Genomic DNA, 22,775 nt, shown 5'->3' with positions numbered 1-22,775 from the left:
CTTGAAGTGGTTTCAAAGACTGCTCGCAGCCGCTTTCACATCATCCGGCGTGCCGACCGCCTGACAGGAAATCTCCTTGTCGATCCGACGGATCATGCCCGACAGCGCCTTGCCCGCGCCGATTTCCCAGATGCTGTTCACGCCCATTTTGCTCATCCAGAGCACGCTTTCGCGCCAGCGGACAGAGCCGGTGACCTGTTCGACCAGCAAGTCGCGGATCATATCGGGTTCCGTCACCGCCTCTGCCCGGACGTTGACGACGAGCGGCACGGCAGGGGCGTTCACGGTCACGTCAGCCAGCGCGCTGGCCATGGCGTTTGCGGCGGGTTCCATCAGGGCGCAGTGGAAGGGTGCGCTGACCGGCAGCAGCATCGCGCGTTTGGCACCCTTTGCCTTTGCCAGTTCGACAGCGCGTTCCACGGCCTCCTTGTGGCCGGACACGACGACCTGCGATGGGTCGTTGTCATTGGCGGCCTGACAGATGCCTTCGCTGGCGGCCTCGGCGGCGATCTCTTTCACCGTAGCGAAATCCAGCCCCAGCAGCGCCGCCATCGCACCGACGCCGACCGGCACCGCCTCTTGCATCGCGGAACCCCGCAGGCGCAACAGGCGCGCGGTATCGGCGACACTCAGCGCCCCGGCGGCGGCTAATGCGGAATATTCACCCAGCGAATGCCCGGCCACATAGTCGGCATCGGTGATCTTCACGCCCTCGGCCTCCAGCGCGCGCATCGCGGCAAGCGACGTCGCCATCAGCGCGGGCTGGGCGTTGCGCGTCAGGGTCAACTCGTCGATGTCGCCATCCCAGATCAATGCCGACAGCTTTTCGCCCAGAGCATCATCGACCTCGTCAAAGATTGCTTTCGCTGCCGGATAGGCGTCCGCCAACGCGCGACCCATGCCGATGGCCTGAGCACCCTGCCCCGGAAATACAAATGCCCGCATCGCGACATCCCCTTTTTCTTCTGCGTTGCCAAAGCCTAACCCGGCGTGGGCAGGCGCACAAGCAACGCAAATCCGCACAAGCGCCGCGCGCGCAGTGAAATTGGCGCGCGGTGCAAAGCCTGCTAGGACGGGGCAACACGCACGCAGAAGGACACCCGACATGCCACGCCGCAACACACAGACGCGCTATGGCAGCGTCACCAAGACCTTTCATTGGCTGACCGCCCTGCTGATCCTCGCGATCATCCCGCTGGGTGCCATCGCCAACCGGCTGCCGTTCGAAACCGATGCCGAACTTGCGCTGAAAGCGCAGGTGTTTTCGGCGCACAAGACGCTGGGTGTCGCGGTGTTCCTTGTGGCGCTGCTGCGGATCGCCTGGGCGCTGGGGCAGTCGCGCCCCGGGCATCTGCACCCCGAACGCAAGGTCGAGACACTGGTTGCTTCTGTCGTGCACTGGGCGCTCTATATCTCGCTGGTGATCGTGCCGTTATCGGGTTGGATCGAACATGCGGCCACGACCGGGTTCGCGCCGATCTGGTGGCCGTTCGGCCAATCGCTGCCCTTCGTGCCGAAAGACCCCGATCTGGGGCATATCTTCGCCAGCCTGCACTGGATCTTCGGCAAGGTGATGATCGCGGCGATCCTGCTGCATATCGCCGGTGCACTGAAGCACCACTTCATCGACCGTGACGCCACGCTGCGGCGCATGTGGTTCGGCAGCGCCGACGCCCCCGCCGTGCAGGCCCAGCGGGCGAGCCTTGTGGCACCTGTCGTGGCCATCGCGATCTTTGCGGCGGCGACGGGTGCTGGGGCCATGGTCGGGTTCTTTCACACGGGTGACCGGGCTAGCGGGGCCACACTGGCCGATGTCGCCTCTGACTGGGCGGTGCAGGAGGGCGAGATCGCACTGACCGTCACCCAGCTTGGCAGCCCGGTCACCGGGCGTTTCGCGGACTGGACCGCCGCGATCAGCTTCGACCCGGACGCGACGGGCACCATGGGCCAGGTCGAGACGACCGTCGCCATCGGATCGCTGTCGCTCGGGTCGGTCACGGAACAGGCGATGGGCGCGGATTTCTTCGACGTGGCACAGCACGACACCGCCGTCTTCGCCGCCGAGATCATGGCCGACGGTGATGCCTATGTCGCGGACGGCACGCTGACATTGAAGGGGCAGACGGTGCCAGTCACGCTGCCCTTTACGCTGGACATCACAGACGGCACGGCGGTCATGATCGGCGAGGTCACGCTGAACCGGATGGATTTCAACATCGGCGAGAGCATGGCGGGGGAAGCAAGCCTCGCCTTTGCGGTGGATGTGGCAATTGCGCTGACGGCTACGCGGAACTGAGTGATGAACGAAATGGGCCGCGCCAGTTTCCCGGCGCGGCCCTTTGGTCCGTTTGGACTTCGATTATTCGGCAGCGACGGCTTCGAGCGAGATGGTCACCGGCACTTCATCGGGGATGAAGGGCGTGAACATGCCAAGGTTGTAATCGCTGCGGATCAGCGTGGTCGTGGCGTCAAGACCGATTGCCTTTTTGCCCTGATACGGCGGGAATGGATATTCGTCCGTCTGCTGGTTCAGCGTGGTTTCCAGAACGATGGATTTCGTGACGCCGTTCAACGTCAGATCGCCGGTGATGTTGGCGGTGTTGTCGCCGGTGACCTCGATCGCGGTGGATTCAAAGGTGACATCGGGGAATTCATCGAGCTTGAAGAAATCGCCCGATTGCAGGAAGTGACCGCTGCGCGCGTCCCAGCCGGTGATCATCTCGGATGCGGGGAAGGTCACGCTGACGGACGAGTTTGCGGGGTCTTCGGCATCGAACATGATGTCGCCGCCAAAGCCCGAATACATCCCGTAGGTGGTCGAGAACCCGGCGTGGTTGTAGGTAAACAAAGCCTGGCTGTGGCTTTCGTTGAGGGTGTAGGCCTCGGGTGCGGCGGCGGCGGGAACGGCCACGAGCGCAATACCGGTGGCGAGTGCGATCTGCTTGAGCATCTGGAATCCTCCTTGATGGAATGCTGTGAGTCAAACTGGCGTAGCGCGCGGAAATCTCAATTCCGCATTTGCGAACATGGGCTGTTCAAAACGCGAAAGGGGCCGCAAAAGCAGCCCCTTTTCCCAGATCGCAAAGCGTTGCGGCCTCAGCGGTCGCCACCTGTCAGCATCAGGTCGCGGCCCAGCCGATCCCTGAGCCGCTCCAACGCGTCTTCTGTGCCGGTCGCGACCAGAACGGTTTGCGCCGTGTTGCGGTAGCGCATGACCAGCGTTGCGGACTTGTCCGCCCCCGTCCGCTGCAGGAAGACCCCGCCGATCGCGTCGAAGCCATAGCGGCCAAGCAAGGTGCTGCGCCCGGCGCGGTTGCGCACCACATCCCGGATTTCGCCCAATGTCGTGTCGATCTGCAGTTCCGGCTCTGTCCCGCGACTGGCGAACCACAACAGCAACCCGGCGAAGGCCACAAAGATCAATGACGCGCCGAACCGCATGATGCCTGCGTCCGCTCCGACCGTCTGCAGCGGGATCAGCCAGATACCAAGTGCCGCCGCCAGAAATGCGGCCCCCAGAAACATCGCGATGACCTGCGACAGAATGATGCCGGCACCCGCCTTCATGCCTGCGCGGATGATATAGCCCCAGTGCGCCTCGTCGACGGTGAACGCGGTGGGAGAAACTTCAAGAAACTGGTTACTGACCGGAAGTTGGCTTTGTACGTTTGCCATATCAGTCATGTTAAGGTGTCCTTTGTTGTCACGGTTGCAACCAAAGCGGGAAACGGGGCAGCATCGTGGCAGGTCGGTGACAAGGTTGCGAAAATGAACCGCCGTTAAGGTTGACGTAGCGGCAGCCTTTGGCAGTGCGATTGTCCTGTTCCGTCGGCCCTGCCTCTTGCGCGCGCGCGCATCGTCTGTATAAGGCCGCATCTTCTGCACACTTGATGAACTGCGCAGCCTCTCGTGACCGGGCCGCAGAAGACCAAACGCCCGCTCTATGAAATGCGCCGAGAAATGAATGGAGACCGCATGCCTTTGTATGAGCATGTCATGATTGCGCGTCAGGATTTGTCCAACACGCAAGCAGAAAGCCTGATCGAACATTTTGGCACAGTCCTCGCGGATAACGGCGGCAAGCTGCTGGAAAACGAGTACTGGGGCGTCAAGACGATGGCCTACAAGATCAACAAGAACCGCAAGGGCCACTATGCCTTTCTGCGCACCGACGCGCCCGCGCCTGCCGTGCAGGAGATGGAGCGTCTGATGCGTCTGCATGACGATGTCATGCGCGTTCTGACGATCAAGGTGGACGCCCACGAAGAGGGCCCATCCGTCCAGATGCAGAAACGTGACGAGCGCGACGGCCGTCGCGAGCGCCGCTAACCCAGATCAGGAAAGGACCATAAACCATGGCCGCTAAACCATTTTTCCGCCGCCGCAAGTCCGATCCGTTCGAGGGCGAGAACGCCCCGAAGATCGACTACAAGGACACCCGCCTGCTGCAGCGCTATATTTCCGAGCGCGGCAAGATCGTGCCTGCGCGTATCACCGCCGTCGGCTCCAAGAACCAGCGCAAGCTCGCCCAGGCGATCAAGCGCGCACGGTTCCTGGCCCTGCTGCCCTACGCCGTCAAGTAAGGAGAATTCGACATGGAAGTTATCCTGCTGGAACGCGTGGCCAAACTGGGACAGATGGGTGAAGTCGTCACCGTCAAGCCCGGTTACGCCCGCAACTATCTTCTCGCCAAGGGCAAGGCCCTGCGCGTGAACGAGGCCAACATGGCCCGCTTCGAGGCTGAAAAAGCCCAACTGGAAGCGCGCAACCTGGAAACCCGCAAGGAAGCCGAAAAACTGGGCGACAAGCTCGACGGCCAGACCTTCATCGTGATTCGCTCGGCCTCCGACGCCGGGTCGCTTTACGGGTCGGTCACACCGCGCGACATCGCCGATGCCGCGACCGAAGAAGGTTTTTCGGTCGACAAGCGTCAGGTCGTTCTGGGCGCCGCGATCAAGGAACTGGGCCTGCATGACGCCACCGTCGTGCTGCACCCCGAGGTGTCCGTCACGATCACGCTGAACGTGGCGCGGTCCGTCGAAGAGGCAGAGCTTCAGGCCGCCGGCAAATCCATTCAGGATCTCGCCGCCGAGGAAGAAGCCGCAGCCGAGTTCGAAATCCAGGAATTGTTCGACGATATCGGTGCTGCCGGTATGGACGATTTCGGCGACGATGCAGCCCCTGCCCCCGCGGCGGACGATACAGCCGACGGCGACGACGACTGATCACGCCTGAACGACGATAGACAAAAGGCCGCGCGGTTTCGCGCGGCCTTTTGCGTTTCGGGATGGCTGAATTTGACAGAGTGCTGCGACACGCAAAACGGCCGCAGTTGAAACTGCGGCCGTTCTGATTTCAGATCTTATGCGGATCAGCGCGCGAAGGTTTCCATCTGCAGTTGCGCGTTGCAGAACTGGCCGTCGTAGGTGCCGACCCAGACGTCGATCCGGCCGTTTGCCGGACGGGTCAAAACGATACGTGGATCAAGATTGCCGTTATCATCGTCGTCATAATACCAGTTGGCGGATGCGGTGTTGATCAGCAGCGCGGAGTCGCAATCGCTGACCACGCTCACGACCAGACGCAAACCGCCCATCCCGCTCAGGTTGAAGGAAAAATCGGGTGCCGTCGGGAAATAACCCGCGCCGGTGTCGGTGCCGGGGCGGATATGCGAGCAATTCCAGATGTAGTTGTTGCCGCCCGCGACGACATTGAAGCCCCGGCGCTGCCGCAGCTGACTGCCGCTGGCCTGATAGGATTCGGCGGGTGCCGCGTTGAAATTGGGGCAGGCAAAGGCTGTCGTGCCGAAGCCCATTGCAGCGATCGCTGCAAGAATAAGCGTTTTCATGAATGGTCTCCTGTTGGAAAACGGTTGGGATGGCGGGAGCCTAAGCGGTAATCCGCCGCTTGAGAACAGGAATTTTTGACCAAAAGGGCAAGGATTTCCTGACTTTATGTGCAGGTCCAACGAAAAAGGGCGCCCGCAGGCGCCCTTCCACAACATCAGGTTGTATCTCTTATTCTTCGTCGAGCGCCTCGACCGCCTTTTGCAGGTCGTCCTTGCTGACCTCTTTATCGGTCACCTTGGCCTGTTCGAAGATGTGGTCGACGACCTTGTCCTCGAACAACGGGGCCTGAAGCTGCTGACGGAACTGGGCGTTCTGCTGCACGAACTCGAAGAACTCGCGCTCCTGACCGGGATACTGGCGCGCCTGGTTCATGACGGCTTGCGTCATTTCGGCGTCCGACACTTTTACGTCGGCCTTCTGGCCGATGTCGGCCAGCAGCAGGCCCAGCTTCACCCGGCGTTCCGCGAGCTTCTTGTGCTCGTCCGTCGCCTCGATCTCGGGGTGATCGTGGCCCTGCACGTCGGGGTTTTCCTCGTGCCACAGCTGGTGGGCGATCTGGTTCGCCTCTGCGGTAACAAGCGTTTCCGGGAGATCGAAGCTGACCTCCTTGTCGAGCGCATCGAGCAGCGCACGTTTGGTCACCGCGCGGGATGCGCCCTTGTATTCGGCCTCCAGACGCTCGGTGATCTGGGCCTTGAGCGCCTCCAGGTCTTCCGCGCCGAACTGCTTGGCCATCTCGTCGTCGATCTCTGCATCCTTGGGCGCCTTCACGGCCTTGATCGTGCAGGAGAACACGGCCTCTTTGCCGGCCAGATGCTTGGCGTTGTAATCCTCGGGGAATGTCACGGTGACATCGGTCTCGTCGCCGGCCTTCACACCGACCAGTCCTTCCTCGAAACCGGGGATGAACTGACCGGACCCAAGCACCAGTGCGTGATCCTCGGCAGAGCCGCCCTCGAATGCTTCGCCATCAACCTTGCCGACGAAATCGAAGACGACCTGATCGCCGTCCTTGGCTTTGGCACCCTTCTTGCGGTCCTCGAAGGACTGTGCGGACTTGGCGAGGTTCTCCAGCGCTTCCTTGACGGATGCGTCGTCGGCCTTCACCACCATTCGCTCCAGCTTGATCTTGGAGAAATCTGTGTCAGGCACGTCGGGCAGCTTTTCGTAGGACACGTCGACCTGCACGTCGTCGCCCTCTTTCCAGTCCTCGTTCGCCATCTTCATTTCGGGCTGGGTCGCAGGACGGTCGCCGCTGTCTTCCATATGCTTGTTCATGGCGCCGTCGATGCTTTCCTGCATCGCCTCGCCCATGACGCGCTGGCCGAACTGCTTGCGCAGCAGCGCCATCGGGACCTTGCCCTTGCGGAAACCCTTCATTTCGACGTCGGGCTGCGCCTCTGTCAGCTTTTCGGTGACTTTCGCGTCAAGCTCTGCCGCCGTGACGGTGATGGAATAACCGCGCTTGAGGCCTTCGTTCAGGGTCTCTGTGACCTGCATGGATCGTCCTTCTTCTTTGTCAAATGGTGCGGGTGAAGGGACTTGAACCCCCACGCCTTGCGGCGCCAGAACCTAAATCTGGTGCGTCTACCAATTCCGCCACACCCGCATGTAAATAAGGGGCAGGCACACCCCACCCCTTTCGTGTTGCGCGCCTTCTAGCAAAGCTGTGACGCGGATGCGAGAGTAAAATTTTTCGCAAAAAAGGCGGCCCGTGAACGCTTTCTTGCCACATTTGGCCTCCACTCATGATTGCAGAAAAAGCAAAAACGCGGGAATGACGACATGCAACTGAACACAAAAGACTTCGAACAGAACATCACAGCGGTGCCGGCGGTCGAATCCGGCATCTGCGCCGGGACGACGGTCATGACACTGGACGGCGAAATCCCCGTCGAACATCTGACCGCCGGTGACCGGATCATCACGCGCGACAGCGGGATGAGCGTGCTGCGCGCCGTGACCAAACAGACCGTAAAAATGTCCCCGATCCGCATCAAGGCAGGCTCGCTTGGTCATACCCGGCCCGACCGCGACATGATCGTGGCCCCCGGCACCCGGCTTCACCTGCGCGACTGGCGTGCAGAGGCTCTTTTCGGCGCCAAGGCTGCCAGCGTGACCGCCAGCCGCCTGGTCGACGGGGAGTTCCTGTCGGAAATGACCGCGCGCGAGGTGACGGTCTATACGCTGAGCTTCGATGCCGCCCACATCATCTATGCCGACGGCGTGGAAATGATCGCCGAAGCCGGCTGAACCCACTCATTCCATCCCGCGCTTTTTTGACCGCCCCTTCCGCAAGGAAGGCGGCGGTTTTTTCATGCCGCGTCGCATCGTTCTGACTGCGGGCGAACGGCTAGATTCAATTTCGCCCCTTTTCGATGCGATCTGCCTATTTTTTGTGCACATACCGTATTCCGGGGTTGCGCGAATTGTCACCTGCCCCGCCTTGAATTGTCGTTCCCGCACAGAGATGATCCAAGGCGAAACAGCGAAACGAAGGGGAGTCGCGGCCATGAAAAAGATTGAGGCCATCATCAAGCCGTTCAAGCTCGATGAAGTCAAAGAGGCGCTGCAGGACGTGGGCGTGCAGGGACTGAGCGTCGTCGAGGTCAAGGGCTTTGGCCGTCAGAAGGGCCATACCGAACTCTACCGCGGCGCCGAATATGTCGTCGACTTCCTGCCGAAGGTGAAGATCGAGGTCGTTCTGGCGGACGATCTGCTGGATGCCGCCATCGAGGCGATCATCGGTGCGGCCAAGACCGACAAGATCGGCGACGGCAAGATCTTCGTCTCGACCATCGAACAGGCCATCCGCGTGCGGACCGGCGAAACGGGTGAAGACGCGCTCTGACGCCACCCGCCTGACCACAAATACTTTTCCATTCCAAAGGACCAATCCCGATGAACAAAGCTGACGTTCTGAAAATGATCAAGGATGAGGACGTCGAATACGTCGACATCCGTTTCACCGACCCCCGCGGCAAACTCCAGCACGTCACCGTGGTGGCCGATCTGGTCGACGAGGATTTCCTCGACGAAGGTTTCATGTTCGACGGGTCGTCCATCGCCGGCTGGAAATCCATCGACCAGTCCGACATGAAGCTGATGCCACAGGCCGAAAGCGCCTATCTCGATCCGTTCTATGCCGAAAAGACGCTGTGCGTGCACTGCAACGTGGTCGAACCCGACACGATGGAAGCCTATGACCGCGATCCGCGCGGCACGGCCGTGAAGGCAGAGGAATACCTCAAGGCCTCCGGTATCGGCGACGCCGCCTATTTCGGACCGGAAGCGGAATTCTTCGTCTTCGACGACGTGCGCTTTCAGGTGTCCATGAACAAGGTGTCCTATCAGGTCGACGCGATCGACGGTGCCTGGAACAGCGACACCGAGTACGAGATGGGCAACACCGGACACCGCCCCGGCATCAAGGGCGGCTATTTCCCCGTGAACCCGATCGACGATGCGCAGGATATGCGCGGCGAGATGCTGTCCACGATGAAGCGGATGGGCATGAAAGTCGACAAGCACCACCACGAGGTTGCGTCGTGCCAGCACGAGTTGGGTCTGATCTTCGGCTCGCTCACCCATCAGGCGGACGAGATCCAGAAGTACAAGTATGTGATCCACAACGTCGCACAGGCCTATGGCAAGTCCGCGACATTCATGCCAAAGCCCATCGCGGGCGACAACGGCACCGGAATGCACGTGAACATGTCGGTCTGGAAAGACGGCAAGCCGCTGTTCGCAGGCGACAAATATGCCGACCTGAGCCAGGAGGCGCTGTATTTCATCGGCGGTATCCTCAAGCATGCCAAGGCGCTGAACGCGATCACGAACCCGTCGACCAACAGCTACAAGCGTCTGATCCCGGGCTTCGAGGCCCCCGTGCTGCGCGCCTATTCCGCCCGCAACCGGTCGGGCTGCGTGCGTATTCCGTGGGCCGAAAGCCCCAAGGCCAAGCGCGTGGAGGCCCGCTTCCCCGATCCGGCGGCGAACCCCTACCTTTGCTTTGCAGCCCTGCTGATGGCCGGCCTTGACGGCATCAAGAACAAGATCGACCCCGGCCCCTCCTCGGACAAGGATCTCTACGACCTGCCGCCCGAAGAACTGGCCGCGATCCCGACGGTCTGTGGCTCGCTCCGCGAGGCGCTGGAATCGCTGGAAGCCGATCACGAGTTCCTGCTGCAGGGCGACGTGTTCACCAAGGACCAGCTGGACGGCTACATGGAACTGAAGTGGGAAGAGGTCTTTGCCTACGAGCACACACCGCATCCCATGGAATACAAACTCTACTACAGCTGCTAAGACAGCGACGGTTCGACCGTAAACGGGCGTCCCCTTTGGGGGGCGCCCATTTCTTTTGCGGTTATGGCCCCACTCCCGTCGCAGTTGCCCGGTATCGCTGATCTGTCCCAACAGACGGAGCCTGTGATGAGTGTCCCCACCCTGCCCCTGATCGACCGCGACGGCACCCGCAGGGCGCGCCCGTCGCATGATCCTTCCATGGCGGAACGCTTCGTCGCGTGGTTCGGCCCGAAATCACTGGGCAGCGATGCGATGTCACTGCGGGTCGCAACCCATATGGCGGAAACCGAACAGGCGCCTGAGGTGCCGCTGTCCGAGCGGTTCTGGGGATTCGTCTGGGGCGCGCGGATGTTCGACGGCACGCCTCGCGATGCCAAGGCCCACAAGCGGCATCTATGGGGCAACAGCTTTGCCTTGCTGATCGCGTTTCCACCGCTGGGGATCATCGTGCTGCTCGCCAACATGCTTGGCGGCGTAAAGGTCAGGCTGACCCGGATCGCGCTCGGCGCGACGATCCTGATGTGGATGTTCATCCTGTCCGGGGCGGAACGCATGGTCATGCAACTGACGGCACAGGGCGAGACCTTCGCCAATCCTGTGTCTTCGGCAGCCGATTGGGAGCTGTTGCGCAACCCGTTCGAGCCGGTCGATCTGATGGCCCCACGCAGCGACGGGATGGCGACGCAGAGCGAATGATCTGCGCGTCGATAGCCCTCAGTCTCGCTGAAACGTCCCTTTCGGACCCACTTTCTGTCGATTCCTGACCGGACTCAGGCGTTGGGCGACCCCATTCTGGGTGCGACCAGCGCGAGGCCCGCCATGAACCAGCACTACCGCGACACCCGCAAGATCGACCCGACGAAGGGTGCGATGCTGCCCGACGGCAGCCCCAACGACAACGACCGTGTGGAGATTGGCCCGACGCAGCTGGCCTTCCGCGAATGGGAGGCGGCAGGGCTGATCCTGCCCGATCTGGCGGCGATGCGCGCCTACCGGTTGCAGCGGCTGGTCGATGCGGTGAACGCGCGCGGATACGCGGGCATCCTGATGTTCGATCCGCTCAACATACGCTACGCCACCGACACCACGAACATGCAGCTTTGGAACACACACAACCCGTTCCGCGCCTGTCTGGTCTGCGCGGATGGCTACATGGTGCTGTGGGATTACAAGAACGCGCCGTTTCTGGCCGATTACAACCCGCTGGTGCGCGAAAGCCGGTCGGGCGCGTCGATGTTCTATTTCTCCAATGGCGACAAGGGAACGGAGGCGGCGGCAGGGTTTACCACGCAGGTGCTGGATTTGCTGCGCGAACACGCGGGCGACAACCGCCGTCTGGGCGTCGACAAGATCATGGTTTCCGGCCTGCGCGCGCTGGAGGCGCGGGGGCTGCAGGTGATGGAAGGCGAAGAACTTACGGAGCATGCCCGTTCGGTGAAAGGACCGGATGAGATCCTTGCCATGCGCTGCGCGTCCCACGCCTGCGAAACCGCCTGCCGCGCGATGGAGGACGCAGCCCGCGCCGGAGTCCCGCAAGGCGATATGTCGGAGGATGATATCTGGGCGGTGCTGCACGCCGAGAACATCAAACGCGGCGGCGAGTGGATCGAAACGCGGCTGCTCGCCTCCGGCCCCCGCACGAACCCGTGGTTTCAGGAATGCGGGCCGCGCATCGTGCAGAATAACGAAATTGTGGCCTTCGACACCGATCTTGTCGGCTCCTACGGTATCTGCATCGACATCAGCCGGACCTGGTGGATCGGTGACGCCAAGCCCCGCGCCGATATGATCGAGGCTATGAAGATCGGCATAGAACATATTGAAACCAATATGCAAATGCTGAAACCGGGCGTCATGATCCCCGATCTGATCGCCAACTGTCACTGGCTGCCGGACCAGTATCAGAAACTGAAATACGGATGCTTCATGCACGGCGTCGGGTTGTGCGATGAATGGCCGCTGGTGGCCTATCCCGACCAAGCGGTCGGGGGAGCCTTCGACCATCCGATTCTGCCGGGCATGGTTTTGTGTGTGGAGGCGCTGATCAGTCCCGAAGGCGGCGATTTCTCGATCAAGCTGGAGGATCAGGTGCTGATCACCGAGGACAGCTTCGAGAACCTGACGAAATACCCGTTCGATCCGCGACTGACCGACGAGATGTAATCCGCAACAAACGTCACCATCGCGTGACGCGCGGCCGCTGCGCTTGCGCGGTTCGGCGCTGCCGTCCATCTGGATGGGCAAGCCAACTGCAGGAGACGCCGATGCCCACCGAAAAATTCACCTTCCCCGGACATGCGGGCCATGACCTTGCCGCCCGGCTCGATCTGCCGGCGGGGCCGGTGCTGGCGACCGCGCTTTTTGCGCACTGCTTCACCTGTTCCAAGGATATCGCCGCCGCCCGCCGCATCGCCGCGCGCCTGTCGGGCATGGGCATCGCTGTCCTGCGGTTCGACTTTACCGGGCTGGGCCATTCGGACGGCGAGTTCGAGAACACGAATTTCACCTCCAACGTCGATGACCTGCTGGCGGCATGCGCCGCACTTGACGCGCGCGACATGGCCCCGTCGCTGCTGATTGGTCATTCGCTGGGCGGGGCGGCGGTGATCAAGGCGGCACCGGAGATCCCGTCGGTGAAAGGTGTGGTCACGATCGGCGCGCCGTTCGACCCAGCGCATGTGACGCATAACTTCGGCGACGCCCTGCCCAAGATCATCGAGGAAGGCGTGGCCTCTGTCGACCTGGGCGGGCGGCCGTTTACCATCGGCAAGCAGTTTCTGGACGACGTCGCCAAGGGGGAATTGACCCCTGCCCTGACCGGTCTGAAGGCCGCGCTGCTGGTATTGCATGCGCCCCGCGACCAGACCGTGGGCATCGAGAACGCGAGCCAGATTTTCCTCGCCGCCAAACACCCCAAGAGTTTCGTCACGCTGGATGACGCCGATCACCTGATCACCAAATCCGCTGATGCGGAATACGCCGCTGAGGTCATCGCCGCTTGGGCGGGCCGTTATGTCGACCTGACGCCACCGGAGAAACCGGAATTGCCAGAGGGTATCCTGCGCGCGTCCGAAGTCGACGCCGAGGGGTTCCTGCAGGATATCTACTCCGGTGCGCATCACCACGCGCTTGCGGACGAACCGGCCAAGTATGGCGGCACCAACAAGGGCATGACGCCCTACGGGTTTTTGTCGGCGGGGCTGGGGGCCTGCACGTCGATGACGATACGGATGTATGCGCGGCGCAAGGGCTGGCCGCTGGCGCATGTCGCCGTCGATATCTGCCACGACAAATGCCACAGCACCGACTGCAAGGAGGATGGGCGCATCGACCGGTTCGAGCGCGTGATCCACCTGGCGGGTGACCTGACCGACGATCAGCGCGCCCGCCTGCTGGAGATCGCCGACAAGTGCCCGGTGCACAAGACGCTGGAAGCCGGGGCGACGGTCAGCACGACCTTGGCCGAGGGGTGAAACGCAAAAGGCGCAGCCGATGGCTGCGCCTTTTGTTATCGAATGATCGCGTGGCTTACTTGCGCGCGTCGCCGATCAACTTCCAGATGGCGGGCAGGATCAGCGCGGCCAAGGCCAACTTTATCGCGTCACCCAGCAGGAATGGCGTAATGCCCCATGCCAGCGTCTGCCCCCAACCGGAGGCGAACTGATAGAGCCACGCCAGACCGGGGAGATAGATCAACGCCGTGCCGATCAACATCGCCAGCGCCATCATCAGCACCGACCGGTCCCAGCCCTTGCGTGCCGCAAATCCAAGCGCGCCTGCCGCCAGCACATAACCCACGAGATAGCCGCCCGTGCCGCCCATCATATAGGCCAGACCGTTGTTTTCGGCCGAAGAGCCGGCGAAGACATCATAGCCCAGCGCACCGACGGCCAGATAGCCCAGCACCGTCAGCACACCCAAGCGCGCGCCATAGCCTGCGCCGATGGTCAGCACCGCGAACGTTGTCAGCGTGATCGGCACCGGGTTGCCCGGCATGAACACCTTGACCTTGGCGGTCAGCGCCAGTGCGGCGATGCCCAGCAGCACCATCAACACCTGCTTGATGCGGCGTCGTGTCTGTTCGGATTCACCAAATGCCTCGATCAGGACCTTATCGTTCAGTGCAAGCGCCATAGCCTCGCCCCCTCGTTGTTGTGCGTTGCGGTATTTCTGCCCCACTCATGCTGCATGTGCAACACCGATCACGCTAACGGCTGTAGCGGCTTGTCGAGGTATAATCCTTGCGCGGGCCCCTGACCGTCCAGGTGGCGTGCCAGTTTGGCCAGTCGTTGAAATCATACGCGCAGATGTAGAGGTCGTCGCCGCACAAATGCGGGGAGCCATCGGATTGGCCGACAGGTGCGAAACTGTGAAAGGGAGCGCCGTCGGCGAAATAGACGGTGACCCTGTCTGCATCGAAGTGCCAGTGGTAGCGACGGGTCGCTTGCAAGGCGGTGCCATTGGCCAGTGTCAGCGTTCCGGTCTCGTCATATTGCAATCCGTTGGCTGCAGACGTGAACACGGCACTGCCAGTCAGCGTGCCGCCCATATTGCCATGCCGGTCGGTGATATCGCGCTGCAGGTGCCAGCGCCCGGCAAAATCTCCGGCGGTGCGCATCTTCAGTCGGCCAGCACACCGTCGGTGACTTGTCCGTGCGAGCCGATGAAGCGGATGATGTCGCCATCACGCGCCATATCGAAACAGGTCCACTGATCGTTCGGCGGCCACTGGCTGCAGTACTGGTCTCCTTCCACTCGCCAATAGCCCCATTCCGGGTGGCTGTCGGTTTCGTAGAGCGTCCGTCCGGAGGCATAGAAGGTCTGCGCCGCAATTTCGTAGGTTACATCGGCATCGGTCAGCGTCGTGCGGATATCGTCGCCAGACATCGGCGTGAAGTCCGCCCAGGCCGTGGCGGGCAACAGGGTCAATAGGATCGCGGTCTTGCGCATCATCGCTCCAGCAGGTCTTGAGACATCGGGCCGCCCCCCTTATGACCCAAGCCGCAGCCGCTGCCCATTCACAAAAAGGCCATGTGACCCATGATCGAACGCTATTCCCGCCCCGAGATGACCGCTATCTGGTCGCCTGCGGCCAAATTCCGCATCTGGTACGAGATCGAGGCACATGCATGCGACGCGCAGGCCGATCTGGGCGTGATCCCGCGCGAGAACGCGGATGCGGTCTGGAAGGCCAAGGACGTCGAATTCGACGTGGCCCGGATCGACGAGATCGAGGCAGTAACGAAACACGATGTCATCGCCTTTCTGACCCATCTGGCAGAACACATCGGATCGGAGGACGCGCGTTTTGTGCACCAGGGCATGACCAGTTCCGACGTGCTGGACACGACACTGAACGTGCAACTGGTGCGGGCGGCGGACCTGCTGCTGGCGGATATGGACCGCGTGCTGGCGGCGCTGAAGACGCGTGCATACGAGCATAAGGATACCGTGCGCATCGGGCGCAGCCACGGCATCCACGCCGAACCCACGACGATGGGGCTGACGTTCGCCCGGTTCTATGCGGAAATGGACCGGGGCCGCGCGCGGCTGGTCAGCGCCCGGGCCGAGATCGCGACGGGCGCGATTTCGGGTGCCGTCGGCACCTTCGCCAACATCGACCCGGCGGTGGAAGAGCACGTCTGCGAAAAGCTGGGCCTGACGCCGGAACCGATCAGCACGCAGGTGATCCCGCGCGATCGCCACGCCATGTTCTTCGCCACGCTGGGCGTCATCGCATCCAGCATCGAAAACATCGCCACCGAAATCCGCCACATGCAGCGCACCGAGGTGCTGGAAGCCGAGGAGTTCTTTTCCAAGGGTCAGAAGGGATCGAGCGCAATGCCGCACAAACGCAACCCGGTGCTGACGGAGAACCTGACCGGGCTGGCGCGGCTGGTGCGCATGTCGGTGGTGCCCGCGCTGGAGAACGTGACGCTCTGGCACGAGCGTGACATCAGCCATTCATCGGTCGAGCGCGCCATCGGGCCGGATACGACCGTGACGCTCGATTTCGCGCTGAACCGGTTGGCCGGTGTCATCGAAAAGCTGGTGATCTATCCCGACAACATGCTGGCCAACATGAACAAGTTTCGCGGTCTGGTCATGTCGCAGCGGGTGCTGCTGGCGCTGACCCAAGCCGGTGTCAGCCGTGAAGACGCCTACAAGCTGGTGCAGCGTAACGCGATGAAGGTCTGGGAAAAGGGCGCGGATTTTCAGACGGAACTGCTGGGCGACGCCGATGTGCTGGCGGCGCTTTCGGCCGATGATATCCGCGAAAAATTCGATTTGGGGTATCACACGAAACACGTCGATACGATCTTCGCGCGAGTCTTCGGTACCCAAGACGCGACCGCATAGCTGACTGGGTCCGGCCAGTTTGGCCGGTCCGGGCTACACCACCCTGCCCTGACGTGTGACGCCACGTCGGAGAATTACCTACGCGCCAGCGCGAGGTGATGCAGTCCAATCAGGCGATGGCCGGGGCGTGCAGGGGCTGCAAGACCGGACGATGTGTGGCCCGTGGCACCGCATGGAGCGGCCGCACCTTGGCCGGCATCGTCAGCACGGCATAGCGCCGTCCGTCACCGACGTTGTGGTAAGGGTCACCGACCCTGTCGGCTGCATAGCCGAGCTGACGCAGGGTGCGCATCATCGCCAGCGGCGACAGCGACATGATCCGGTCACCGCCCTGAGAGGCGACGATGTCGATCATTCCGTCAAGGATCATGCACAGGCACTGGCTGCGCAGGGCCTGCGTGTCCATCCGGTCGGAAATGACCAGCCGCGTACATTCCCAAACCGTCGGGCTGGAAATCTCCTCGGCGAGGACGGATGCGGGGATGTCGATCAGCTTGCCTTCGAACGCATCGCGCAACATATAGCTGTGCGTGCCCCAGCGGGCGGTCGTCGCCATGACGCGCGCGCCGCCGACGATTTCCCCGTCGACATGAACGAGAGAATAACTCGCCTTAGGGTTGTCATACTGATCCATCTCGACAGATTCGTCATGCGGGATATCCCAGCCCAACTCATCCACGAAAAACCGCTTCCGCAGACGCAGGAAATCGACGAATGCTGATCCGTGCTCGTGCAGATGTGCAAAATCGAAAGTGATATTATCCATGTTTGCTCTCCTTTATGGCGAGAAACAAATAGCACTTCGACCCGTGATTGTCATAGCATACATGGTTAATGCCTGCGCGCATTTACCATCATTCATCCCGCGGATGCGCGGCCTTCCGCCTTGCTCAGATCAGCCCGTATTGCGCGGCCAGTGCTGCCGCCTGCGATCCGGTTTTCGCTTCGAGCTTCGTCTTGGCATTCTTCAGGCGCTGTTTGACCGCTCCTTCCGTCACCCCGAGATCATGGGCGATTTCCTTGAGCCGCTTGCCGTCGCGCACCATGCCAAGTGCCTCCAGCTCGGCCTTGGTCAAATTGGTGGGTGGCGCCATTTCGTCGTGGCGGCGGTTGACATAGGCGGTCAGTAATTTGATTTCCAAATCATTGAATTCTCTGTCCGATCTGGCGAAAGATCCGAACGATCTCTGCCCCTCTGCGTTGCCGTCGAAGCAGGCCACCGCAACGCCATAGCGCAAGCCGAATGTCTGCGCCTGCGCCATCACACGCCGGGGATCGTCAAGATCGATGTCGCTCCACCGGGTTGCGCCGACATTGCCATAGACCCAGCGGATGATCGGATCAAAGAGCATATACCGCTGCTTGGTATAGTGGTCGATCCATTCGGGCGGCAGCGCATTCACCTCTTCCACGGGAAAAGCGAATCCGATCCGTAGAGCGATGTAATGACCCGCTGGCGCAAATCGCGCGATATCCTCCCGGTCAAGTAGTGTCGACATTCACTTTCCTCTAAGCAGTGACACGCGCCAGAAAAGTCTGTCCCATCGCGGGAATTGGCATTAGTATTGTGTCCACTACCCCCTTTACAGAGTATTTCGGTTCGAGTTGGATTGGCAACCTGAAAGCGAGTAAACCAGCGATGCATGAAGAAACGATCATCAGCGAACACCTCGCTGTTCTCAAGAGCGTCGCGCCTTCGGGCTTCGCACTTGGGTTTCATGTCATCTACACGACGCCGACCTTCATGTTTCAGACCTACGCACGTGACTGGCTGGATCACTATGCCCAGAAGGGACTGCTGATGCAGGACCCGACCGTGCACTGGGGTTTCGAGAATACCGGTACCATTTCCTGGAGCGAACTGGCCGATGCGGACGCCGCCGGTGTTCTGCAGCAGGCGGCTGAATTCGGACTCAACCATGGTTTGACCTGTGCCGTCGAAAGCGATGGCGGACGCAGTTTCGGCAGCTTCTCGCGCAGCGATCGCGACTTCACCGCAAAGGAAAAGGCATCGCTGGTCGAATCGTTCGAGGCGATCCACAAGATCACCGCCGACCGGACCGCCCTGTCGGAACCCACGCGAGCCGCGATCAAGGCGATGTCCGTGCACTACACCCACCCCGGAAAATAGCGTAGCCTGCGCGCGGCTTAACCCTGCATTAGGGACCCGTCACTTAACGTCGCCCGACAGTGACCCGGGGCCCTATGACATCTGCCGCAACCCTTCCTTTGACACGCAAGCGCAAGGCCGCGATGATCGTTCACCTCATCCTTGGGGGCGGCGAAAAGATCGACCTGTCGCTCCTGCCGCTGTCGTTGCAGGAAACACTGGCCGACGAACTTGCCACCATCCGGCTTGTCGACAAGGCCACGATCACCGCGGTGGCGGAAGAATTCGTCGGTGCGCTGGATCAGGTCGGGCTGGTGGCCCCCGGCGGGGCAGAGGCGCTCTTGAAATCGCTGGGCGACCATATCAGCCCGGCGCTGGCGGCAAAGATGCGTGCCGATATCGCAAATGCCCGCCTGAACGACCCGTGGACCGTGCTCGTCGATCTGCCGGTCGCCGAACTGGCCCATGTGGTCGAGGTCCAGAGCCCCGAAATCGCGGCGGTCGTCCTGTCGAAGATGCCCGTCGGCAAGGCGGCAGAGGTGCTTGCACTTTTACCGGGACCGCGCGCGCGCCGGGTCACATACGCCGTTTCACGCACCGCCGATATCACGCCGGACACGGTGACACAGATCGGCGCGGCGCTGGTGCAGGAACATTGCGCGGCTGTCGCCACCGCCTTTGACAAGGCGCCGGTGAAACGGGTGGGTGCGATCCTGAATTCCAGCGCCGCCGTCATTCGCGATGCCGTCCTGCAGGGGTTGACGGATACCGACACCGTGTTCGCGGCGGACGTGCGCCGGGCCATCTTTACCTTTGCGGATATTCCGACGCGGATCACTCCGGTCGATATCGCGACCTGTATCCGTGGCGTCTCGCCGGAAACCCTGACCCAGGCTGTCGGCGGGGCGCAGGCCGCGGGTGGCGACATGCCGGCGGCGGCGGATTTCATCCTGGCCAATATCTCGCAACGGATGGCGGGCCAGATCCGCGATGACATCGCCGAACTGGGTGCCGTCACCCCTGCCGATGCGGATCGTGCGATGAATGCCGTCACAGCGGCGATCCGGGAACTGACGGATGCCGGCACGATCACGCTGATCCCGCCATCCGACGAAAGCGACGGTTGACGCAGTCGCGCATGGACAGTGCGGTGGCCGATCCGGTAACGTCGGCGCATGACAACACCGACAGATTTCAACGGACGCCGCTGGCACGACATGGGCGGCGATGCGGCAGGCCCCGTCCCCACCGACCAGCACGACTTCGCGCTTTGGGAAAAGCGGGTCGATGCGCTCATGGTGCTCTGTTCCACCAAGGGCCTGTTCACGGTCGACGGGCTGCGCCGTGTGCTGGAGGACATGCCGCCGTCGTCTTTCGATGAGATGACGTATTACGAACGCTGGGTCGCGTCCGTGAACCAGAATTTGATCGAGGCCGGGGTCTATACCACCGCCGAACTCGCCGCGAAAATGGATGACGTGATCGCGCGTGGCACAACCTACGGGGATGCGAGCCGTGGCTGACTGGCAGTCGGGCATGTCCGTGCGGGTCAAGACGTCGGTGCCGCCGGGGCACGTGCGCACGCCCTGGTATCTGCGCGGCAAGACCGGCACGGTCGAGCGTATCCTGGGCCCCTTTCCCAACCCCGAAGATCGCGCCTATGGCGTGACCGCGCCCCGCCTGCCGCTTTTGCGCGTACACTTTGCCATGGCCGATGTCTGGGGCGACCGCACAGAGGATGCAGACGACACGCTAGAAGCGGAAATCTATGCGCATTGGCTTGAAAAGGCCGACACCTGATGCCCCATGACCACCACGCCCACGGCAACGGACTTTCGCCATCGGGCCATCCCTATCGCGCGGACGACGACAAGCCGCTGACTTACTGGCAGACGATGGAGATCGCGATCCGCGAATTGCTGATCGCCAAGGGTGTCACCACCGCCGCCGAAATCACCGCCCAGATCGAGGCGATGGACGCCCGCAGCCCGGCGGACGGCGCGGCTGTCGTCGCGCGGGCCTGGACCGACCCCGCGTTCGCCGCGCGGCTGATACAGGACGCCGGAACCGCCGCGACCGAGATGGGCTTCGACATTGGTCCGATGCAACTGATTGCCCTGGAAAATACGCCGCAGGTCCACAACGTCGTCGTCTGCACGCTGTGTTCCTGCTATCCCCGCAACCTGCTGGGCCTGCCGCCGGACTGGTATAAATCGCGGGCCTACCGGTCGCGCACCGTGCGCGAGCCGCGCAAGGTGCTGGCGGAATTCGGCACGGTCCTGCCCGACGGGCAAGAGGTGCGGGTGCACGACAGCACTGCCGACATGCGCTATATCGTGATCCCGATGCGCCCCGATGGCACCGACCACCTGTCAGAGGCGGAGCTTACGGCGCTGGTCACACGCGACAGCATGATCGGCACCGGCCTGCCGCGCAGGCCTGCCTCCTGAGCATGGACGACACCGACGGACCATCAGGCACGCGCGGCGACTGGCTGGCCGACAAGATTTTGCGGGCGCTGATCGGCGGGGCGATGCGCATGCCCTACCCGCGCCGCGTCGCCCTGATGGGATCGGTCGTGCAACGCCTGATCGGTCCGCTGGCCGGATACCGCCGCCGCGCACACGACAATCTGGCGCTGATCTACCCCAAGATGGACGATGCCACGCGCCGCCGCATCGCCGATGAGGTCTGCAACAACTTTGGCCGCACGCTGATCGAGAACTACAGCTGGCGTGAACTTGGCGCGCGGGTCGCCGGAACGCCGGTTCAGGGTGCCGGGCTTGCGGCGGTCACGGCGGCCCGCGACGCAGGACGACCCGTCGTTTTCATTACGGGCCATTTCGGCAACCACGAGGTGCCGCGCCATGTGCTGACCGCGATGGGTTTCACGATCGGCGGGCTTTATCGCCCGATGGGCAACCCCTATTTCAACGAACACTACGCCCGCACGATGACATCTTGGGGGGGACCGGTCTTTCCGCAGGGGCGGCGCGGCACCGCCGGGTTCGCCCGGCATCTGAAATCCGGCGGCATGGCGACATTGCTGTTCGACGTCGCCAACAGCCGCGGGATGCCGATCTCGTTTCTGGGGCGACCGGCCCGCACGTCGCTTTCGGCGGCCGACCTCGCCCTGCGGAGCGACGCCCTGCTTGTCCCCTACTTTGCCGTCCGGCAGGCGAACGGGTTGGACTTCGATGTCTGGGTGGAAGAGCCGATACCGCACAGCACGCCGGAGAAAATGATGGTCGCGGCGACAGACAGGCTTGCCGCGCGGGTCAGCGCCCACCCCGGCCAGTGGTTCTGGGTCCACCGGCGCTGGAAATAGCGCCGCTCCGTCAGTCGATCTCGGCCGCGGCGAGGATCGGACCATCCGTGCCCGCCTGCACCAGGACCACGATGGGCTCGGCCCCCGCAACAGGCACCTGTGTCGCCAGTGCGTCTTCACCGGACCACGATGTCACGATCTGCCAGCTTGTCACGATGTTGGAATAGGTGATTTCGCGCCCGGCGTTTTCACCGCGCCCGATGGCCACCGTCTTTTCCGGTGTGTAGCGGACAAGCTGCACGACCATCGGCGCGGCGAGGCCGCTATACTGCGCCGCGATGTCGAGCGTGTCGCCTGACCGCGCGATTTCGAGCGCGACACCGTGATCTGACCCCTCGTGCGCGCGCAGGCGGTCCGCGACCTCCATCGGACGCGATCCGATCACATGGTCGACGCCCGCGATCACCATCTGCGGTGTATAGACGGTAGCAGACCCTGCGGCGCGGGCATAATCCTGCTGCCGCTGTGTGAAAATCGGCGCGGCAAAGCTGTCGGCCCAGCCGATGTAATCCCAGTAGTCCACATGCAGCGCCAGCGCGATCACATCGTCGCGGGCGGCCAGCTCCGTCAGCATCGCATCGGCCGGCGGGCAGGACGAGCAGCCCTGCGAGGTATAGAGTTCGACGACGGTGGGCGATGGCTCTGCCGCGACGGCCCCTGCCGTGAGTGACGCCAGAATACAGATCGGTTTGAGCAGGATGCGCATGTCGGTGGTGTCCATGGGTTTCTGAATTCGGTCTATGAAGATTCACCTGAAATGACCAATCAAGCATTTGCGAGCCTCCCGTCATCGCGCCGCCACCGTGTGGGGCTCGCAACA

Annotated in this window: 28 protein-coding genes and 1 tRNA gene; 17 read left to right on the top strand and 12 right to left on the bottom strand. The window is 62.2% G+C overall.

Going from position 1 to position 22,775, the window contains the following annotated elements; genetic code table 11:
- Positions 1-12: 12 nt before the first annotated feature.
- Positions 13-945 (bottom strand): ACP S-malonyltransferase, encoded by a 933-nt coding sequence (gene fabD / locus AC04PH_RS07790; RefSeq protein WP_483065173.1) that lies wholly within the window; start codon positions 943-945, stop codon positions 13-15.
- 160 nt (positions 946-1,105) lie between these two features.
- Here fabD and AC04PH_RS07785 point away from each other — a divergent pair, with 160 nt between their 5' ends.
- On the top strand, positions 1,106-2,296 hold the full coding sequence (locus tag AC04PH_RS07785; RefSeq protein ID WP_483065172.1) for a cytochrome b/b6 domain-containing protein: 1,191 nt from the start codon (positions 1,106-1,108) through the stop codon (positions 2,294-2,296).
- 63 nt (positions 2,297-2,359) lie between these two features.
- Here AC04PH_RS07785 and AC04PH_RS07780 read toward each other — a convergent pair whose 3' ends face one another.
- Positions 2,360-2,950, bottom strand: a complete 591-nt coding sequence (locus tag AC04PH_RS07780; protein WP_483065171.1) for a YceI family protein — start codon at positions 2,948-2,950, stop codon at positions 2,360-2,362.
- Between the two features lie 146 nt (positions 2,951-3,096).
- Positions 3,097-3,684 carry a hypothetical protein gene (locus tag AC04PH_RS07775; protein ID WP_483065170.1) on the bottom strand — a complete coding sequence of 196 codons (588 nt, stop codon included), beginning with the start codon at positions 3,682-3,684 and terminating at the stop codon, positions 3,097-3,099.
- Between the two features lie 291 nt (positions 3,685-3,975).
- Here AC04PH_RS07775 and rpsF point away from each other — a divergent pair, with 291 nt between their 5' ends.
- The 3 genes from rpsF to rplI are packed head-to-tail and all read left to right on the top strand — an operon-like array spanning position 3,976 to position 5,225.
- Positions 3,976-4,329 (top strand): 30S ribosomal protein S6, encoded by a 354-nt coding sequence (gene rpsF, locus AC04PH_RS07770; protein WP_483066171.1) that lies wholly within the window; start codon positions 3,976-3,978, stop codon positions 4,327-4,329.
- Between the two features lie 26 nt (positions 4,330-4,355).
- On the top strand, positions 4,356-4,583 hold the full coding sequence (gene rpsR, locus AC04PH_RS07765; protein WP_483065169.1) for a 30S ribosomal protein S18: 228 nt from the start codon (positions 4,356-4,358) through the stop codon (positions 4,581-4,583).
- 12 nt (positions 4,584-4,595) lie between these two features.
- On the top strand, positions 4,596-5,225 hold the full coding sequence (gene rplI, locus AC04PH_RS07760) for a 50S ribosomal protein L9 (protein WP_483065168.1): 630 nt from the start codon (positions 4,596-4,598) through the stop codon (positions 5,223-5,225).
- A gap of 146 nt (positions 5,226-5,371) precedes the next feature.
- On the opposite strand, the gene AC04PH_RS07755 is transcribed toward rplI, so the two are convergent.
- The 3 genes from AC04PH_RS07755 to AC04PH_RS07745 form a co-directional block, all read right to left on the bottom strand.
- On the bottom strand, positions 5,372-5,848 hold the full coding sequence (locus AC04PH_RS07755) for a hypothetical protein (RefSeq protein ID WP_483065167.1): 477 nt from the start codon (positions 5,846-5,848) through the stop codon (positions 5,372-5,374).
- A gap of 169 nt (positions 5,849-6,017) precedes the next feature.
- Entirely contained in the window at positions 6,018-7,349 is a 1,332-nt protein-coding gene (gene tig, locus AC04PH_RS07750) for a trigger factor (RefSeq protein ID WP_483065166.1), read from the bottom strand.
- A gap of 24 nt (positions 7,350-7,373) precedes the next feature.
- Positions 7,374-7,458: transfer RNA gene (locus AC04PH_RS07745), tRNA-Leu, on the bottom strand.
- A gap of 176 nt (positions 7,459-7,634) precedes the next feature.
- Here AC04PH_RS07745 and AC04PH_RS07740 point away from each other — a divergent pair.
- The 6 genes from AC04PH_RS07740 to AC04PH_RS07715 all read left to right on the top strand — a co-directional run bounded on the left by AC04PH_RS07740 (position 7,635) and on the right by AC04PH_RS07715 (position 13,630).
- Positions 7,635-8,102 (top strand): Hint domain-containing protein, encoded by a 468-nt coding sequence (locus AC04PH_RS07740; protein ID WP_483065165.1) that lies wholly within the window; start codon positions 7,635-7,637, stop codon positions 8,100-8,102.
- 259 nt (positions 8,103-8,361) lie between these two features.
- On the top strand, positions 8,362-8,700 hold the full coding sequence (locus AC04PH_RS07735) for a P-II family nitrogen regulator (RefSeq protein ID WP_339930145.1): 339 nt from the start codon (positions 8,362-8,364) through the stop codon (positions 8,698-8,700).
- A gap of 50 nt (positions 8,701-8,750) precedes the next feature.
- Entirely contained in the window at positions 8,751-10,157 is a 1,407-nt protein-coding gene (gene glnA, locus AC04PH_RS07730; protein ID WP_483065164.1) for a type I glutamate--ammonia ligase, read from the top strand.
- Between the two features lie 126 nt (positions 10,158-10,283).
- Complete coding sequence (locus tag AC04PH_RS07725) at positions 10,284-10,853, top strand: hypothetical protein (protein WP_483065163.1); 570 nt, start codon at positions 10,284-10,286, stop codon at positions 10,851-10,853.
- Between the two features lie 123 nt (positions 10,854-10,976).
- The gene (gene dddP, locus AC04PH_RS07720) at positions 10,977-12,320 is read left to right on the top strand and encodes a dimethylsulfonioproprionate lyase DddP (RefSeq protein ID WP_483066170.1); all 1,344 of its coding nucleotides are present in this window, start codon (positions 10,977-10,979) and stop codon (positions 12,318-12,320) included.
- 101 nt (positions 12,321-12,421) lie between these two features.
- Complete coding sequence (locus AC04PH_RS07715) at positions 12,422-13,630, top strand: bifunctional alpha/beta hydrolase/OsmC family protein (RefSeq protein ID WP_483065162.1); 1,209 nt, start codon at positions 12,422-12,424, stop codon at positions 13,628-13,630.
- 55 nt (positions 13,631-13,685) lie between these two features.
- Here AC04PH_RS07715 and AC04PH_RS07710 read toward each other — a convergent pair whose 3' ends face one another.
- The 3 genes from AC04PH_RS07710 to AC04PH_RS07700 all read right to left on the bottom strand — a co-directional run bounded on the left by AC04PH_RS07710 (position 13,686) and on the right by AC04PH_RS07700 (position 15,110).
- Positions 13,686-14,291: a biotin transporter BioY gene (locus AC04PH_RS07710; protein WP_483065161.1), complete on the bottom strand. Its 606-nt coding sequence runs from the start codon at positions 14,289-14,291 to the stop codon at positions 13,686-13,688.
- A 73-nt stretch (positions 14,292-14,364) separates the two neighbouring features.
- The gene (locus AC04PH_RS07705) at positions 14,365-14,775 is read right to left on the bottom strand and encodes a DUF6314 family protein (protein ID WP_483065160.1); all 411 of its coding nucleotides are present in this window, start codon (positions 14,773-14,775) and stop codon (positions 14,365-14,367) included.
- Positions 14,776-14,777: 2 nt separating this feature from the next.
- Positions 14,778-15,110, bottom strand: coding sequence for a hypothetical protein (locus AC04PH_RS07700; protein WP_483065159.1), 333 nt, complete (start codon positions 15,108-15,110; stop codon positions 14,778-14,780).
- 87 nt (positions 15,111-15,197) lie between these two features.
- Here AC04PH_RS07700 and purB point away from each other — a divergent pair, with 87 nt between their 5' ends.
- Positions 15,198-16,517 (top strand): adenylosuccinate lyase, encoded by a 1,320-nt coding sequence (purB, locus tag AC04PH_RS07695; protein ID WP_483065158.1) that lies wholly within the window; start codon positions 15,198-15,200, stop codon positions 16,515-16,517.
- Positions 16,518-16,626: 109 nt separating this feature from the next.
- On the opposite strand, the gene AC04PH_RS07690 is transcribed toward purB, so the two are convergent.
- Together AC04PH_RS07690 and AC04PH_RS07685 are read right to left on the bottom strand one after the other, a co-directional pair.
- Positions 16,627-17,283 (bottom strand): acyl-homoserine-lactone synthase, encoded by a 657-nt coding sequence (locus tag AC04PH_RS07690; RefSeq protein WP_483065157.1) that lies wholly within the window; start codon positions 17,281-17,283, stop codon positions 16,627-16,629.
- 124 nt (positions 17,284-17,407) lie between these two features.
- Positions 17,408-18,016 carry a helix-turn-helix transcriptional regulator gene (locus AC04PH_RS07685; protein WP_483065156.1) on the bottom strand — a complete coding sequence of 203 codons (609 nt, stop codon included), beginning with the start codon at positions 18,014-18,016 and terminating at the stop codon, positions 17,408-17,410.
- Between the two features lie 140 nt (positions 18,017-18,156).
- On the opposite strand from AC04PH_RS07685, the gene AC04PH_RS07680 reads away from it, so the two are divergent.
- From AC04PH_RS07680 to AC04PH_RS07655, 6 genes are all read left to right on the top strand, one after another.
- Positions 18,157-18,648, top strand: a complete 492-nt coding sequence (locus AC04PH_RS07680) for an autoinducer binding domain-containing protein (protein ID WP_483065155.1) — start codon at positions 18,157-18,159, stop codon at positions 18,646-18,648.
- A 74-nt stretch (positions 18,649-18,722) separates the two neighbouring features.
- Positions 18,723-19,754, top strand: a complete 1,032-nt coding sequence (locus tag AC04PH_RS07675; RefSeq protein WP_483065154.1) for a FliG C-terminal domain-containing protein — start codon at positions 18,723-18,725, stop codon at positions 19,752-19,754.
- 48 nt (positions 19,755-19,802) lie between these two features.
- Positions 19,803-20,150, top strand: a complete 348-nt coding sequence (locus AC04PH_RS07670; RefSeq protein WP_483065153.1) for a ScnB-like protein — start codon at positions 19,803-19,805, stop codon at positions 20,148-20,150.
- A gap of 13 nt (positions 20,151-20,163) precedes the next feature.
- Entirely contained in the window at positions 20,164-20,427 is a 264-nt protein-coding gene (locus AC04PH_RS07665) for an SH3-like domain-containing protein (RefSeq protein WP_483066169.1), read from the top strand.
- Positions 20,427-21,077 (top strand): nitrile hydratase subunit alpha, encoded by a 651-nt coding sequence (gene nthA, locus AC04PH_RS07660; protein ID WP_483065152.1) that lies wholly within the window; start codon positions 20,427-20,429, stop codon positions 21,075-21,077. The genes AC04PH_RS07665 and nthA overlap by 1 nt, the downstream gene beginning before the upstream one ends.
- A gap of 2 nt (positions 21,078-21,079) precedes the next feature.
- Positions 21,080-21,955 (top strand): lysophospholipid acyltransferase family protein, encoded by an 876-nt coding sequence (locus AC04PH_RS07655; RefSeq protein ID WP_483065151.1) that lies wholly within the window; start codon positions 21,080-21,082, stop codon positions 21,953-21,955.
- Between the two features lie 10 nt (positions 21,956-21,965).
- Here AC04PH_RS07655 and AC04PH_RS07650 read toward each other — a convergent pair whose 3' ends face one another.
- Complete coding sequence (locus AC04PH_RS07650) at positions 21,966-22,676, bottom strand: DUF1223 domain-containing protein (RefSeq protein WP_483065150.1); 711 nt, start codon at positions 22,674-22,676, stop codon at positions 21,966-21,968.
- Between the last annotated feature and the right edge of the window lie 99 nt (positions 22,677-22,775).

The sequence above is a fragment of the Yoonia sp. KMU-150 genome, assembly GCF_056858355.1.
This window is presented reverse-complemented; position numbering and strand designations above follow the sequence as displayed.